Origin of the sequence: Flavobacterium ginsengiterrae (genome assembly GCF_039539785.1) — a bacterium.
GTDB classification, from domain to species: Bacteria; Bacteroidota; Bacteroidia; order Flavobacteriales; family Flavobacteriaceae; genus Flavobacterium; species Flavobacterium ginsengiterrae.
Genome location: NZ_BAABDU010000004.1, coordinates 270,485 through 287,974, shown reverse-complemented (window position 1 = coordinate 287,974; position 17,490 = coordinate 270,485). Strand labels below are relative to the sequence as shown.

Here is a 17,490-nt window from a genome sequence, read left to right as displayed (position 1 = left end):
AATGCGAAAAATAGCTTCGATAGTTTTATTCTTAGTTATAGTTTTAAACAGCTTTGGACAATCTAAGAATTCACCATTACAAATAAGTCATCTTACAGGTGACTTTTATGTTTATAGGACATTTAATGATTATAAAGGAAACAAGATTTCTGCTAATGCCATGTATGTTGTTACAGATAAAGGAGTTGTTCTTTTTGACGCACCTTGGGATAAAACGCAGTTTCAGCCTTTATTAGATAGTATAAAATCACGACATAATAAAAATGTCGTAATGCTTTTTGGAACACATTCGCATGAAGATCGCGCGGGAGGATTTGATTTTTACAGAAAAAAAGGAATCAAAACGTATTCTATTAAATTGACAGATGATATTTTAAAAGCGCAAAACGAACCAAGATCTGAATTTATAATTCCAAATGATACAACATTTACTGTTGGAAATCATACTTTTGAGGTTTATTATCCGGGAAAAGGACACGCTCCTGATAATATTGTAGCTTGGTTTGGAAAAGAGAAAATCCTCTATGGAGGCTGTTTTGTAAAAAGTGCCGAAGCAGAAGATTTGGGGTATTTAGGAGATTCTGATGTAAAAGAATGGAAAAAATCAATTAAAAAAGTACAAACAAAATTCAAAAAACCGATTTATATAATTTCGGGGCATGATGACTGGACCAATCCGGAATCATTGAACCATACTTTAAAACTGGTTAATGATTATCTTGCTAAACCTTTACAGAAAAAGTAATTTTCTACTCATATATACTATTGCATGTTTTTTATCGAAGTTATTTTACCGCTTTCCTTAGCAAAAACTTTTACATATCGTGTTTCTGAGGCTGAGTTCCATTTTATAAAAAAAGGAATGCGTGTGGCGGTGCCTTTTGGTAAAAGCAAAATATACACGGCTCTCGTTCTTGATATTCATGAAAATGCGCCGACTTTATATGAAGCAAAAGAAATCCATCAAATTTTAGATGAAAAGCCAATTGCTACCGAAACACAGATTAAACACTGGCTTTGGGTGGCTAATTACTATATGTGTGGTATTGGCGATGTATACCGCGGTGCGTTTCCTACGGGATTACTGCTGGAAAGTGAAACTATAGTTTCGCATAAGCCGGATGTTGTAGTAAATGATTCTGAACTTTCTGATGATGAATTTTTGATTTACGAAGCTTTACAGCATCAGAGCTCGCTTACGGTTCAGGAAATAGCTTCGATTTTAAACAGAAAAAATATACTTCCAATTCTTCAAAAATTAATAGCGCGTGATATTATTTTTTTAGAAGAAGAAATAAAGGAAAGCTACAAGCCAAAATTGGTTCGATATGTAAAATTGCATTCTAAATACGAATCAGATAATGGTTTAGAAGAATTACTGGAAGTTTTAAAAAATGCCAACAAACAAAAAGAAATTGTTTTAGCGTATTTTCAAATCAGTGCTTCGGAAAAGAAACCTATTACAGTAAAAAAGTTAATTGAATTTTCTAATTCTACTGCGGCTGTTGTAAAAGCTTTAATCGATAAAGAAATCTTCGAAGAATATCATTTACAACATGACAGGGTTTCTTATAAAGGTGAGAAATCAGAAAAAGAACTTCAGTTAAGCGAAGCGCAGGAAAATGCATTTCAAGCCATAAAAGATAGTTTTACAGAAAAAGAAGTGTGTCTGCTTCATGGTGTAACTTCGAGCGGGAAAACCGAAATTTATATTAAATTAATAGAAGAATATCTGCAGACAGGAAGACAGGTTTTGTATCTGCTTCCTGAAATTGCACTTACAACACAGTTAGTTTCACGTTTAAGACTTCATTTTGGAGATAAAGTAGCTGTTTTTCATTCTAAATACAGCAATAATGAAAGAGTTGAGGTTTGGAGACAAACACTCGAAAACTCAGAGAAAGCTCAGATTGTAATAGGAGCAAGGTCTGCTTTGTTTCTTCCGTTTAACGATCTTGGTTTATTGATTGTTGATGAAGAGCACGAACAGACTTTTAAACAGACTGATCCTGCACCAAGATATCACGCAAGAGATGCGGCAATTGTTTTGGCTAATTTTCATAATGCCAAAGTTTTGCTGGGATCTGCAACGCCAAGTATTGAGACTTATTTTAATACGCAAAATGATAAATATGGTCTGGTTACGCTTACTGAGCGTTATAAAAATGTCCGCATGCCCGAAGTTGTTTTGGTTGATTTAAAAGACAAACACTTTAGAAAAAGAATGACGGGGCATTTTAGCGACGTTTTAATAGAAGAAATTACCGAAGCATTGGCATTGGGTGAACAGGTTATTTTATTTCAAAACAGAAGAGGATATTCGCCTATAATAGAATGCATGACTTGCGGACATGTGCCGCACTGCCAGCAATGTGATGTAAGTTTAACGTATCATAAATTTAAAAATCAGCTGCGATGTCATTATTGCGGTTATGCTATTGCCAAGCCTACAAATTGTCACAGCTGTTCGAGTATAGATTTAACAACCAAAGGTTTTGGTACTGAACAAATAGAGCAGGAGCTGGGATCACTTTTTCCCAAAGCAAAAACGGCCCGTATGGATCAGGATACAACGCGAGGGAAATTTGGTTTTGAAAAAATTATTGATACGTTTAAAAATCGTGAAATTGATATTTTAGTCGGCACACAAATGCTGGCCAAAGGTCTGGATTTTGACAATGTAAGTCTTGTTGGAATTATGAATGCTGATAATATGCTTCATCATCCTGACTTTAGGGCTTTTGAACGTAGTTTTCAAATGATGACTCAGGTTGCAGGAAGAGCAGGAAGATCTGAAAAACAAGGAAAAGTTATTATTCAGACTTATAATCCAAATCATAATACAATTCAGCAGGTTACAAACCATAATTATTTAGGTATGTATAAGGAGCAGTTGTATGACAGACAGATTTATAAATATCCGCCTTATTTTCGAATTATAAAATTGACTTTAAAACACCGTGATTTTGATAAATTAAAAGAAGGATCTATGTGGCTTTATCAGGTTATGAGTCAAAATTTAAATTTACCTGTTTTGGGTCCGGAAGAGCCGGCAATAAGCAGAATACGAAATGAATACATTCGAACCATTTTAATTAAGATTCCGCAGAATATGCATTTGGGTAATACAAAAAAAACTATTCAGAAAATGTTGAATAGTTTTGAAGCTGTTGCTCAATACAGAGCTATAAAAGTTGTTGTAAATGTCGATTTTTATTAAAATTACGACGTAGACAGTGCTTTTACTAAATCTTCTTTTTTGTTTCGGCTTAATGGAATTTTAGTAATCCCGATTTCGGCAAATTTACTGTTGAATCTTTCTACTTTGTCGATATTGATAATATAAGATTTGTGTACACGAATAAATTTGTCTTTTGATAAATCATTTTCAAAAGATTTCATCGTTGAAAGCACAAGATTGCTGTCATCTTCAGTAACTACTCTTACGTAGTCTCCAAAAGCTTCAATCCATTTAATTTTTGCCGTAAATATTTTAAGCTTTTTAAGGTTGCTTTTAATAAAAATATGTTCACCTTCTTCTTCTTTGACTTCTTTTTTCAGCAAATGCATATCAATAGCTCTTTTCACAGAAGCATTAAAACGATCTACCGCAATAGGTTTTTGTAAATAATCCGTTGCATCATAATCAAATGCTTTTAAAGCATATTCTGCTTTAGAAGTAATAAATATAATCTGCGGTTTAGATTTTAAACCGTCAAGAAAATCAAATCCATTAATAACCGGCATTTCTATATCAAGAAATATTAAATCGATATTATTTAGAGAGATACAACTTTTTGCCTCTATTGCATTAGAAAAATCCCCAACTAAGTGCAAACCTGGGTGATTATTAACTAATTTTGCAATAATTGTCCTTTGTATAGAACTATCATCTACAACAACACAGTTTAGTTTCATAACATTTAAATTTAGAATAAATTCAGGATAGCAGTAGTAAATGTATTATTTTTTTGGAAAAAAAACTAAAATCAGTACATATTTTTTGCATTATGACGAATAATTGAAAAAACGTGTTGCATATTTAAAAATAATAATTACTTTTGCACCCAATTTTAACAAATAAATATTGTATTTATGAATCATTATGAAACTGTTTTCATTTTAAATCCCGTTTTATCTGAGGTTCAGGTGAAGGAAACAGTAACGAAATTTGAAGAATTTCTTACTAGTAGAGGAGCTGAAATGGTATCAAAAGAGGATTGGGGTCTTAAAAAAATGGCTTACGAAATCCAAAACAAAAAAAGTGGTTTTTATCACTTATTTGAGTTCAAAGTAGCTGGAGAAGTTCTACTTGCTTTTGAAACTGAATTTAGACGTGACGAAAGAGTTATGCGTTTCTTAACTGTAAGTTTAGATAAACATGCTATTTCATGGGCGGAAAGAAGAAGAGCAAAATTAAAATCTACTAAAGCGTAATTATTATGTCTACAATTGAGCAATCTGCAAAAGGAAAAAAAGACGGAGATATCAGATATTTAACGCCTTTAAACATTGAAACTAACAAAACTAAAAAGTATTGCCGTTTCAAAAAATCAGGAATCAAATACATCGATTATAAAGATGCTGATTTCTTATTGAAATTCGTTAACGAGCAAGGAAAAATTCTTCCACGTCGTTTAACTGGAACTTCATTAAAATACCAAAGAAAAGTTTCTGTAGCTGTAAAAAGAGCTCGTCACTTAGCTTTAATGCCATACGTGGCCGATTTATTAAAATAATTAAAAACTCTAGTCGCTGGTTTCTGTATAAAGCAGAACCTAACTTCTAAAATATAAGGACAACAACATGGAACTTATTTTAAAACAAGATGTACAAAACTTAGGATTTAAAGATGATGTAGTATCTGTAAAACCAGGTTACGGACGTAACTTCTTAATTCCTCAAGGATTTGCAGTATTAGCAACTCCTTCTGCTAAAAAAGTTTTAGCTGAAAATTTAAAACAAAGAGCTCACAAAGAAGCTAAAATCGTTGCTGATGCAAAAGCTACAGCTGAAGCGCTTAAAGCTCTTGAAATTAAAATTACAGCAAAAGCTGGTGGAGAAAAATTATTTGGTTCTGTTACTAATATCGATATTGCTGAGGCATTAGAGAAATCAGGTAACGCTATCGATAGAAAATTCATTACAAGCGGAATTGTAAAACGTACAGGAAAATACAATGCAAGCATCCGTTTACACAGAGATGTTATCGTTGAATTACCATACGAAATTGTTGCTGAAAAGTAATAGTTTTAAACACAATATAAAAATCCCGATGTAAATCGGGATTTTTTTTGTTTAATAAATATAGTAAGTTATTTGCTTAAGTGTTTTCTTAAAGCTTATAGCGTAATACATAAAGCAAAAAAATAAAATGAAATACGCAAGATTGACAAAAGAACAGTTTGATGAACTGCATGCTGAATTTGCCAGTTTTTTGGCATCACAGGCTATTGATAAAAAAGAGTGGGATGAGTTAAAAGTTAATAAGCCGGAAGTTGCTGAGCAGGAACTTGATGTTTTTTCTGATTTGATCTGGGAAGGTGTTTTAGGAAGAGCAGAATTTTTAGAGCATTTTTCAAAAAATCATATATTTTTATTTCAATGTTTTGATACTCATGTTCAGTCTATAGTATTAAAATCATTGGTTCCTGAAACTGACTTTTTAACCAAAGAAGGTCTGCAATGGTTAAGTGATAATATGTTTACAGAAAACATTGAAATGAAGGTTGGAAAAAAGGTATTTACTGAAGAACGAAATACTTCTATTTTTGAATTAATTAAACAGGGCGCTTTTTTGAGTGACGGGCAATTATTCACGCAAATCAATACAATTTTAGAATCTTAAGATGTAAATGATTCATTTTCAAAATTTTATTTAAGGGTAAGCGGTAATGTTAAATTGTTTACCCTTTTTTATTTTTTTAACTTTTGTTTAAGCTTTTTTGTTTTTTATACCCCGTAGTTTTACTTGCTTATTAAGGAATATTCAATTTTTTATGATTTTAGTTATAAATCATCAATTTAATGCCTCGTATAGTGAATATTGTTAAAATTTAATTGTTTACAGTTTGTTTTTTGTATTATTATTCTTTCAAATATTAAAATTTATATAAAATTTATATTTTTTTTAAGCCTTTAAAATAATCCTTTTTTCTTTCAAATCCTCCGTTTTTTCTTATATTCACGCGGTTTTGCGTAATTTTCAGATTTTACATTTTAAAAAAAAATAAGAATTTTATGCTTGTTTTATTATTTGCTTTTTTATAATTTTAGAATACAAAAGTTAAACAAAATACAGGCTTCACTTTTACCACTTAAAAATAAAGTCCTTATTAACTTTTCAAAAACAAATAATTGTATACGCTTAAATGAAATTAATTAGACTTTAAATAATAATTTAATTCGCCTGCTTATGGAACTGACAATTACTTTTTTTATCACGTTTATATTAGGTCTTCATATTATTTCATTTTTATTTTTTCTTTTGAAGAAAAGTAAATTTCTTCAATCTTTTAATTTCCCTTCTTTAATAATAGACTTTTTTAAAAAGTTTTCAATATTCAATTTTCATTATTTAAGATTTGGCCGACATCATGTCGATGACGTGTTTCGTTAAATATTTTATTTAATGAATAACTTGTAACGTTTAATTATTCAGTTTTGAATTTGATTTCAAAGATCAAATTATAGGAAGAGTAATCAACTTTCGATTTGGACTGAAGCAGTTAAATATTATAAATTAAATACTCCCTTCATACGTTAGATTTTCTTTGTGAAAATTATTTTTAAACAGATCACTTCATTTGGAAGATTGGTGCGGATCAATATTCCCTAAAATTTACGAAATATTTTATTTCAAAAAGATAAAAGTTCAGAATTGTATGCGTAAAGAGCATACTGATATAAAAGCAATATTTTTTTAAAATTAAACTATAGTCTTTATGTGCTAAGGATTTATTGTAGAGTTTAAGTAATTGATTTTTAACGTTTTTTTTAATTGCATAAGCATGTTTGTTTATGCAGCAGGTATTTTATTGTCCATTTTCTAATCTTCCAAATTATGAAAAAAAAATTTACTTTTTGTAATCTCGGCTTCCAAAAGAGATTATTAGGACTATTATTTTTATTCTTATTATGCACTAATGCATTTTCGCAGACTATTTGCCGACCTGTGTCTCAAACAAATAGTCAAGGTGGATTATTGTGTGTAGGATTAAACGTTGATAGCCCTGCCAACGCTTACGACAGCGCTGGCTTAACAACTTATGCAACCTTAACGAACGCTGTAGGCGTAGGTTGTTTTGTTGAAGAAACGCTGACTTTAAACCAGACAGCAAGAGCAGGTGACCAGATAGCCATTTATTTTGGTACTGGAAACGGCTTATTAGATGTAGGTTTATTGTCTAATGCTACTCTTCAGGCTAAACTGTCAGGTGCAAATGTAGGTTCGAGTGTGGCTTTAAATAGTCCGCTGTTGAATCTAAACCTGTTAAATGGTAATACAGTTGCCGTAGCCAAGTTTAACGTAACAGCTGATACTAATCAGATTCAAATTCAGGTTGGAGGTTTATTAAGTCTTTTGGTAAGCTTGAGAGTTTATGATGTACGTTTAGAGTTTGCTCAGCCTGTAGTAACTGGCGGGTTAACGCAGACTATTTGTGCTGGCTCAACAGCATCACTGACAGCAACACCGGCTGCGGGAACAACACTGGCGTGGTATAGTTCTGAAGCATCGACTACGCCATTAATAACAGGGAATACATTTACAACTCCTGTTTTAACTGCTAATACTACTTATTATATAGGTATTTCCAGAGCTGCAGGATGTGAAGGTAATGTTCGCGTACCTGTGGTTTTAAATGTTTCAAATCCAATTGCGCCTGCGATTAATAATGCAGGAACTTCGATTTGTTCTACCGGAGCAACACAGCAAACTACTTTAACGATTTTAAATCCTATTCCCGGAACAACATATTCATGGTATTCTGGACCTACTGGAGGAACAGCGCTTGCGACAGGTACAACATATTCACCAACAGTTCCTTTGGGAACTACGCCTTTTTATGTTGGAGCTTCAATAGGAAGTTGTGTAAGTACTCGTACACAAGTGAATGTAGTTTCTACAGCAGTTCCGGCTAATCCAACGGTTTTAACTCAAAGTGTTACTATACAATCAGGTCAGAATGCAACTTTAACAGCTGCTTCTTCTGAACCTGGAGCTCAGTTAAATTGGTATGATGTTGCATCAGGCGGTACTGCAGTTGCGACAAATACAGCAACTTTTACGACACCAATTTTAACAGCAACTAAAATATATTATGTTGAAGCTCAAAGCCCAAATGGACTTTGTCCGAGTGCTGCGAGAATACCGGTTACGGTAACAGTACAACCTGCTGCTTTAGGCGGATGTCTTGAAGCCAGTAGTCAGGTAACTGCTCAAAATGGTTTGTGTTTATTGTGCAGTTCTTCAAATCAAAATAATTCTGTAGATGGAAATCCAGCTACAGCATCGACGCTTACAGTTCCTGTTGGTTTAATTAATGGATGGGTTCAGCAGACATTACAATTTAATAATCCTGGAAAAGCAGGTGATATTGTAGATGTAGAAATGGAACTGCCAGGCGGTATAGCCGATCTTTCTTTATTAGGAGCGGTAAGCTTAGCTACTTATAACGGGGCGACTTATAATAATGACAGAATTGCGATTAATAATCCATTAATTACTTTACAGTTATTATCAGGAAACCGTTTTAAAGCCAGCGTTGTTGCAGGTGCTAATTTTGATCGTGTAGAAATTCGATTAGGAGGTTTAGCGACTGTTTTAACAACTGCCAATATTTATCAGGCAACATATAGATACAAAGCCCCGACAATATCAGGCAACACTTCTATTTGCAGCGGACAAACTACAACTTTAACAGCAGCGCTTGCTGTAGGTGAAACTGTTAATTGGTATAGTGCAGCAACAGGAGGAACTTCATTAGCTTCGACTGCGGCATTTACAACACCAGCTTTAACAGTGCCAACAACGTATTATGTTGAAATAACAAGAAACGGTTGTGTTAATAGTGAAAGAAATCCGGTTCAGGTTTTAATAGTAAATCCGGTTCTTCCTACGGTTAGTATAGCGCCATTAACGATTTGCAGCGGACAGACAGCTACTTTAACAGTTCAGGCTCCAGTTGCAGGTACAACTTATAATTGGTACGATGCTGCTACAGGCGGTACTTTGGTATTTACAGGAACAGCTTTTACTACTCCGACTTTAAGTGTAAATACAAATTACTATGTTGAAGCGGTTATTGGAGATTGTATAACTCCAACTCGTACGCCTGTAAACCTTATCGTTAATCCGGTTCCTGCGGTTCCTACGTTTGCGTCATCAAATGTAATTATACAAACAGGACAAACGGTTACTTTATCAGTAGCAAATCCGGTTGTGGGTGTTACATACAATTGGTATAATGCTGCAACAGGCGGTACATTGTTAGCTGCTAATGCATTAACATATACACCAACTCCTGCTTTAACATCTAATCAGACTTATTATGTAGAAGCTTCTACTGCACTTACAGGCTGTGTTAATTTAACAAGAGGAGTCATTAATGTAATCGTTACTGCCAGCGCAAGTACATGTTTACAAGCAGGTACTCAAATCCCGGGAACTGATGGATTACTATGTGCTTTATGTACAGATACTAATCCAAATAATTCTGTTGATGGTGATATTGATACTTATGCACATCTTTCAGTACCACTTGGAGTTGGAGGATATATTCAACAGCAATTAGTTTTTGCTAATCCGGGTCAGGCTGGTGATATTATTGATGTTGATTTAGAGGTACCGGGAGGTGTTCTTGATCTGAGTCTTTTATCTAATATTACATTAGCAACATATAATGGTGCAACATATAATAATGACAGAGTAGCTGTAAATAATAGTTTGATAGGAATTCAATTATTATCTGGAAATAAGTTTAAAGCTAGTTTCACAACTTCTGCCACTTTTGACCGTGTCGAAGTAAGATTAGGCGGACTTGCTACAGTTTTAACCAATTTGTATATTTATCAGGCAGCGTATAGATATCCAAATGCAGCAGTAACAGGAGCGACTGCTCCAATATGTGCAGGGCAAACAGCTTCTTTAACAGCTTCTGCTACAGGAGGAGAAACCTTTACTTGGTATGATGCTCCAACAGGAGGAAATGTTGTAGCGGTTAATCCTACTACGGCATTAACAACTTCAACTACTTATTATTTACAAGGAACTCGAGGAACTTGTGTTAATAGTTTAAGACAAGGAGTTACAGTAACAGTTTTGCCGCTTCCTACAGATGCAGACGTGGTAGTAACAACGCCTGTTGAGGCAACTTGTACAGGAACTGCTGTAATAGCGCCTTCTACAACTATTGCAGGAGCTCAGTTTAGATATTATACAGATCAGAATAAAACTGTTGAAATCGTTGACGGAAGTACAATTGGCACAGTTACATTTGCTAAAGATCCTATAACTGGAGCACTTTCTTTAACTGGCTTAAATGCAGCAGGATCTCCATACAATTATTTTATATCTATTTTAAACGGCGGTACTTGCGAAAATGTCAACGGAACATTAAAACAGGTAACGGTTAATTTCCCTTCAACTACAGTTTTAACAGTTAACGCAACATTGATAGGCTGCGGAAGTGCTAATTTGAGAAATGCAATAACTAATTTTGATTCATCAGGAAATACTACATATACTTTCTATGATGCTTCAAATAATGTTATTACTTCAGATGCGGCGTCAAATATTACGGTAAGTGGTAATTATTCAATTGAAGCACAGCTTACAGGCGATACTTGTCCATCAGCCAGACAAACAGTGGCAGTAACTATTAATGCTTTGCCGAGTATTGTAGTAACTAATCCGCAGGAATCTGTTAATATAGGAACAAGTGTTACATTAACAGCAACTTCAACAGCAGCTGTAACTTGGTTTGATCCACAAGGAAATGCTTTGGCGGGTCCTCCATTTTCAACAGGACCATTAAATACACCGGGAGTTTACACATATACTGCCGTGGCTAATGATGGTACATGTACAGCAACAGCAACAAAAACAATTAATGTAATTAATCTTGATGCTTGTAAAGCATTAACAGAAAGAGTTTATGCAACAGCTCAAACATCAGGTTCGATAATTACAGGAACTGTTACAGATGGGGCAAATGCTGTCGATGGAAATCCACAAACATATTCAACCATAACTACAGGCTTAGGGCTTTTAGGAGTAGGAACAACCTGGCAGGATTTAACGTGGCCGTCTACAATTACAAAAGGAACACCTGTAACAATTAAACTTGGATCTGAATACAGCTTATTGGCTGTAGGTCAAAATCTATCTGTAGTTGGAACAATAGGAGGTACTCCTATTGGAGCAATGCAGTCAGTATCTGGTTCTTTATTGAATTTAATTTCTGGAGACAATACTTATGAATTTACTTTTGTTCCTTCAGATGCATCTGGACCACAGGCTTATGACGGAATTCGTATTCAATCAGCATCGGTTTTAAGTGTTGCACAAAATACAAAAGTATTTGATGCTCATTATAATGTATCAGTTCCATCTGTAGCTTGTACACCTGGAGATATCCGAGATGTTTTCTACGGTGCAACAGATTTAGGACTTCCTGTTGGGGCAGCGACTGCTTTAGTGGGAGTAAGTGACGCATGGAATATTGCAGATAATGATATTACAACTTTTGCCACCATGTACAGTGGGGTTGGAGTAGCAGCAGCGTCAGACTTAACAGTAGAATTTAAAACACCATCTGTTGTAAGTGATACTTTAAGAATTGTAATTTCAAAACCAGGAATGCTTTTAGATGTTAACTTATTGACAGGATTTACAATTCAGCGTTATTTAGGAAGTGTTGCCGTTGGGGCACCAATTCAAAATACAAGTACATTATTAAGTTTAAGATTATTGCCGGGAAATACAATGGCAATGGTTCTTGTTTCTTCACCAACAGAATCTTATGATAGAGTAAGAATTCGTTTTGGAGGAGTAGCAGGCGTTTTAGATTTTTTAAGAGTTCATACAGTAGAGAGAGTAGCCAATACAAGTGTAACAGGTGCTGATCCTCAAAACAAAGTCATAGTATGTCCGGGATCTGAAATAACACTGGTAGTTCCCGAAGAAGCCTGTTCAACTTATATTTGGTATGATTCGCCAACCGGAGGTGCTTCGTTAGCAACAGGACCTTCGTTTACGGTACCGGCAAATTTAACAGCAGGAATTTATAAATATTATGTACAACCAGTAAGATATGGTTGTGAGGCCTTTACAAGAGGTGAAGTTACTGTTGAGGTAAGAGCATCTGCTCCGGTAAATGCTTTAGCAGATATTACTTTAAACGGAGGAACAGCAACATCAATTTGTTCGCCTTCAGGAACAGTAACTTTAGCAACAGGCTTAACTGGGGCGCCAGTTGTAACTACTCCTGTTTACTATTGGTATAGTCTAAACGGAACTACACCTCAGTTAATTCCGGGAGAAACAACTGCACAATTAGTCGTAAACGGATTAGCTCCGGGAACTTATACATATTATGTAGGAGTAAGTTCAGACCAATTTTGTCAAACAGCAGAAGCAGACAGAAAACAAATTACATTTACAATTCTGCCTCCTTCAACTATAAATGATATTTTGGTTGATGATGTAACAGTTTGTCATGATGTACCAGCTTTGTTGACTCCAAGTGCACCAGCATTAATAAATCCTGTTTTTACATGGTATTTAGATGCTGCTAAAACACAACCAATTACAAACGGTGCAGTTATCGCCGGAGTAACTTATGCAATTGATGCAGCCGGAGTTTTAACGGTAACAGGTTTAACAAAAGCTGTAAGTCCAATAACTTATTATGTAGCTGTAGCAAGCGATAATACCTGCGAAAACTTAGCAGGAACATTACAAGATGCTGTAATTATTGTCAGCGATCCAAGCGAGCCTGTATTAACAAATCCTGGAGATCAAAACTTCTGTTTAGTTGATGCGCCAACTTTTGCCAGCATTTTGCTGAATGAATCAAGCATTGCATGGTATACAACAGCAACAGGAGGAACTCCAATTCCTTTAACTACTGCTTTAACTACTGGTGTTTACTATGTAGGGCATATAGATCCGGTTACATTATGTGAAAGTTCAACAAGATTAGCAGTAACAGTAAATGTAAACGATCCTGGCACACCAACACTGGTAACAGCAGGAACACAAAACTTCTGTTTAGTAAATGCACCAACATTTGCAAGTGTTCAGTTTAATGAAGCTAATATCGTGTGGTATACAGCTTTAACAGGCGGAACTGCAATTGCTTCGACTACACCGTTAACAAGCGGAACTTATTACGCAGCGATCAGCGACCCGACAACTACCTGCGAAAGTGCATTAAGATTAGAAGTTATAATAAATGTAAGCGATCCTGGTACACCAACACTGGTAACAGCAGGAACTCAAAACTTCTGTTTAGTAAATGCGCCGACATTTGCAAGCGTTCAGTTTAATGAAGCGAATATCGTGTGGTATACAGCTTTAACAGGCGGAACCGCGATTGCTCCAACTACAGCTTTAACAAGCGGTACATATTATGCAGCGATCAGCGACCCGACAACTACCTGCGAAAGTGCAGTAAGATTAGAAGTTGTAATAAATGTAAGCGATCCTGGCACACCAACGCTGGTAACAGCAGGAACTCAAAACTTCTGTTTAATCAACGCACCGACATTTGCTAGCGTTCAGTTTAATGAAGCCAATATTGTTTGGTATACAGCTTTAACAGGCGGAACTGCGATTGCATCAACTACGCCTTTAACAAGCGGAACATATTATGCAGCAATCAGCGACCCGACTACTACCTGCGAAAGTGCGGTAAGATTAGAAGTTGTAATAAATGTAAACGATCCTGGAACGCCAACACTGGTAACAGCAGGAACTCAAAACTTCTGTTTAGTAAATGCACCGACATTTGCGAGCGTTCAGTTTAATGAAGCGAATATCGTGTGGTATACAGCTTTAACAGGCGGAACTGCAATTGCTTCGACTACACCGTTAACAAGCGGTACATATTATGCGGCGATCAGCGATCCTGCAACAGGTTGTGAAAGTAACACAAGATTAGAAGTTGTAATAAATGTAAGCGATCCTGGTACACCAACACTGGTAACAGCAGGCACACAAAACTTCTGTTTAATCAACGCACCGACATTTGCTAGCGTTCAGTTTAATGAAGCCAATATCGTTTGGTATACAGCTTTAACAGGCGGAACTGCGATTGCATCAACTACGCCTTTAACAAGCGGTACATATTATGCTGCGATCAGCGATCCGACTACTACCTGCGAAAGTGCGGTAAGATTAGAAGTTGTAATAAATGTAAACGATCCTGGCACACCAACACTGGTAACAGCAGGAACACAAAACTTCTGTTTAGTAAACGCACCGACATTTGCTAGCGTTCAGTTTAATGAAGCGAATATCGTTTGGTATACAGCTTTAACAGGCGGTACTGCGATTGCTCCAACTACGCCTTTAACAAACGGTACATATTACGCAGCAATCAGCGATCCTACAACTACCTGTGAAAGTGCAGTAAGATTAGAAGTTGTAATAAATGTAAGCGATCCTGGAACACCAACACTGGTGACAGCAGGAATACAAAACTTCTGTTTAGTAAATGCACCGACATTTGCGAGCGTTCAGTTTAATGAAGCCAATATCGTTTGGTATACAGCTTTAACAGGCGGAACTGCGATTGCGTCAACTACACCGTTAACAAGCGGTACATATTATGCGGCGATCAGCGATCCTGCAACAGGTTGTGAAAGTAATACAAGATTAGAAGTTGTAATAAATGTAAGTGATCCTGGTACACCAACGCTGGTGACAGCAGGAACTCAAAACTTCTGTTTAATCAATGCACCGACATTTGCGAGCGTTCAGTTTAATGAAGCCAATATTGTTTGGTACACAGCTTTAACAGGCGGAACAGCAATTGCTTCGACTACACCGTTAACAAGCGGAACATATTATGCAGCAATCAGCGATCCAACAACTACCTGTGAAAGTGCGGTAAGATTAGAAATTGTAATAAATGTAAGTGATCCTGGTACACCAACGCTGGTAACAGCAGGAACTCAAAACTTCTGTTTAATCAACGCACCGACATTTGCTAGCGTTCAGTTTAATGAAGCCAATATTGTTTGGTATACAGCTTTAACAGGCGGAACTGCGATTGCTTCGACTACGCCTTTAACAAACGGTACATATTACGCAGCAATCAGCGACCCGACTACTACCTGCGAAAGTGCGGTAAGATTAGAAGTTGTAATAAATGTAAACGATCCTGGAACACCAACACTGGTAACAGCAGGAACTCAAAACTTCTGTTTAGTAAATGCGCCGACATTTGCGAGCGTTCAGTTTAATGAAGCCAATATTGTTTGGTATACAGCTTTAACAGGCGGAACAGCAATTGCTTCGACTACACCGTTAACAAGCGGTACATATTATGCTGCGATAAGCGATCCTGCAACAGGTTGTGAAAGTAATACAAGATTAACAGTAAATGTTAATGTAACAGATCCTGTAACACCAACAACTAGTAATGCTTCTCAAAATTTCTGTTCTGGAACTGCACCAACAGTTGCAAACATTCAGGTAAACGAAGCAAATGTAATCTGGTTTAGTGCTGAAACAGGCGGAACAGCAATTGCTCCAATGACAGCATTAGCAACAGGTACATATTATGGTGCTATCTTAGATCCAACAACAGGATGTTCAAGCAGTGTAAGATTAGCAGTAGCAGTTACAGTTGGAAACGCAATAAACCCAACGACTAATAATGCAGCTCAAACTTTCTGTTCATCAGCAGCGCCAACAGTTGCTAATATTCAGGTAAATGAAAGCGGAGTAACTTGGTTTAGCAGTGCAACAGGCGGAACAGCAATTCCACCAACTACGCCATTAGCTTCTGGTACTTATTTCGGAAATATTGTAGATCCAATTACAGGATGCGAGAGTTCAACTCGTCTGTTGGTGACAGTTACGGTGACAGACCCAAGTCCAACACCTACAACTACTGATACAACACAAGATTTCTGTACACTAAATACACCAACAATTGCTAATATTCAGGTAAATGAGGCAAACGTAATCTGGTATAGTACAGCAACGGGCGGAACAGCAATTCCATCAACAACAGCTTTAGCAACAGGAACTTATTATGGTGCCGTTGCAAGTGCCATAAATTGTGAGAATCCGGCCAGACTAGCTGTAGCAGTTACTGTAAATACACCGGGTACAGTTACAACACCTAGAACAACACAAACGTTTTGTTTAGCTGCGCTTCCAACTATTGCAAGTATCTTGGTTAATGAACCAAATGTAGTTTTCTATGCTGCAGCAACAGGAGGAACGCCATTAGCACCTAATACAGCATTGACTGCAACAACGTATTATGCATCTTTACAAAGCAATATCACTAATGGCTGTGAAAACGCCGGAAGATTAGGTATTACAATAAACTTTGAAAATGATGCTTTGGTGCAGCTTACAACTAGTGACGACACACCATGTGTTTTTAAAGGCGTAACATATTCAATTGCAAACGGAAAATCGGATTATGTATGGACAATTACTAACGGAACTATTCTTTCTGGCGGAGGCAATGCAGATGGAACTGTAACCGTTTCATGGTCAGATGTTGGTCCGGGAAGAGTTGAGGTTTCTTACATCAATAACTGTAATGAAAACACCACTAAGTTCTTAAATGTAAATGTGGCAACTTGTTCTGATATAACCATTACGAACGTAGTAGATAATCCAACTCCTAATTTTGGAGAGAATGTAACATTTACTATAACAGTAAATAATGTAGGCGAGGGCAGTTTCATAAACACTATTGTTAGTGAAATACTGCCAAGCGGATACGATTTAGTAAGCTTCAGTACAACAGGCGGTACATACGACCCTGCAACACAACTTTGGACAATCCCAGCTTTAGCTTCAGGACAAAGCATGGTGCTTACCATAGTGGCAGAAGTATTGTCCAGCGGAAATTATCTAAATGTTGCTACTATAGAAATTTCAACTCCTTTAGATGTAGATGCGGCAAACAATTCAGCTTCAGCTTCAGTAGAACCAGTTTGTTTAACAGTTTACAACGAGTTTACGCCAAACAATGACGGAGTAAATGATCTGTTTAGAATTGACTGTCTAGAATCATATCCAAACAATGAGTTGAAAGTATTTAATAGATATGGTGCATTAGTTTACAGCAAGCAACATTATGAAAACGACTGGAACGGAACTGCAAATGTATCCGGAGTTGTAAATAGAGGAGATATGCTGCCAACAGGTACTTATTTTTATGTGATTACCATTGGAGATGGAACGGTTAAAAAAGGATGGTTATCAATTATGAGATAACATTCAATTAATCATCT

At 36.0% G+C, this 17,490-nt stretch carries 8 protein-coding genes; 7 read left to right on the top strand and 1 reads right to left on the bottom strand.

Annotation, left to right across the window (positions count from 1 at the left end; translation table 11 throughout):
• The first annotated feature begins 1 nt into the window (after position 1).
• Both bla-B1-FLAV and priA read left to right on the top strand, forming a co-directional pair.
• Positions 2–745, top strand: coding sequence for a subclass B1 metallo-beta-lactamase (gene bla-B1-FLAV / locus ABD859_RS11690; protein WP_345144452.1), 744 nt, complete (start codon positions 2–4; stop codon positions 743–745).
• 24 nt (positions 746–769) lie between these two features.
• Positions 770–3,220, top strand: a complete 2,451-nt coding sequence (gene priA, locus ABD859_RS11685) for a replication restart helicase PriA (protein WP_345144450.1) — start codon at positions 770–772, stop codon at positions 3,218–3,220.
• Between the two features lie 2 nt (positions 3,221–3,222).
• On the opposite strand, the gene ABD859_RS11680 is transcribed toward priA, so the two are convergent.
• On the bottom strand, positions 3,223–3,918 hold the full coding sequence (locus ABD859_RS11680) for a LytR/AlgR family response regulator transcription factor (RefSeq protein WP_345144449.1): 696 nt from the start codon (positions 3,916–3,918) through the stop codon (positions 3,223–3,225).
• Positions 3,919–4,095: 177 nt separating this feature from the next.
• Here ABD859_RS11680 and rpsF point away from each other — a divergent pair, with 177 nt between their 5' ends.
• From rpsF to ABD859_RS11655, 5 genes are all read left to right on the top strand, one after another.
• Positions 4,096–4,437, top strand: coding sequence for a 30S ribosomal protein S6 (gene rpsF, locus ABD859_RS11675; protein WP_068842999.1), 342 nt, complete (start codon positions 4,096–4,098; stop codon positions 4,435–4,437).
• A 5-nt stretch (positions 4,438–4,442) separates the two neighbouring features.
• A complete protein-coding gene (rpsR, locus tag ABD859_RS11670) occupies positions 4,443–4,739 on the top strand; it encodes a 30S ribosomal protein S18 (protein WP_002987043.1) in 297 nt (98 codons plus the stop codon).
• Between the two features lie 67 nt (positions 4,740–4,806).
• A complete protein-coding gene (rplI, locus tag ABD859_RS11665; protein ID WP_345144446.1) occupies positions 4,807–5,247 on the top strand; it encodes a 50S ribosomal protein L9 in 441 nt (146 codons plus the stop codon).
• Positions 5,248–5,374: 127 nt separating this feature from the next.
• Positions 5,375–5,848 carry a DUF6495 family protein gene (locus tag ABD859_RS11660; RefSeq protein WP_345144444.1) on the top strand — a complete coding sequence of 158 codons (474 nt, stop codon included), beginning with the start codon at positions 5,375–5,377 and terminating at the stop codon, positions 5,846–5,848.
• 1,326 nt (positions 5,849–7,174) lie between these two features.
• A complete protein-coding gene (locus ABD859_RS11655) occupies positions 7,175–17,473 on the top strand; it encodes an Ig-like domain-containing protein (RefSeq protein ID WP_345144442.1) in 10,299 nt (3,432 codons plus the stop codon).
• The last annotated feature ends 17 nt before the right edge of the window (positions 17,474–17,490 follow it).

What these genes read in the sequence shown, in the direction of transcription:
- bla-B1-FLAV (WP_345144452.1), top strand. Translation starts at nt 2, where the DNA reads ATGCGAAAAATAGCTTCGATAGTTTTATTCTTAGTTATAGTTTTAAAC.
- priA (WP_345144450.1), top strand. Translation starts at nt 770, where the DNA reads ATGTTTTTTATCGAAGTTATTTTACCGCTTTCCTTAGCAAAAACTTTT.
- ABD859_RS11680 (WP_345144449.1), bottom strand. Translation starts at nt 3,918, where the DNA reads ATGAAACTAAACTGTGTTGTTGTAGATGATAGTTCTATACAAAGGACA.
- rpsF (WP_068842999.1), top strand. Translation starts at nt 4,096, where the DNA reads ATGAATCATTATGAAACTGTTTTCATTTTAAATCCCGTTTTATCTGAG.
- rpsR (WP_002987043.1), top strand. Translation starts at nt 4,443, where the DNA reads ATGTCTACAATTGAGCAATCTGCAAAAGGAAAAAAAGACGGAGATATC.
- rplI (WP_345144446.1), top strand. Translation starts at nt 4,807, where the DNA reads ATGGAACTTATTTTAAAACAAGATGTACAAAACTTAGGATTTAAAGAT.
- ABD859_RS11660 (WP_345144444.1), top strand. Translation starts at nt 5,375, where the DNA reads ATGAAATACGCAAGATTGACAAAAGAACAGTTTGATGAACTGCATGCT.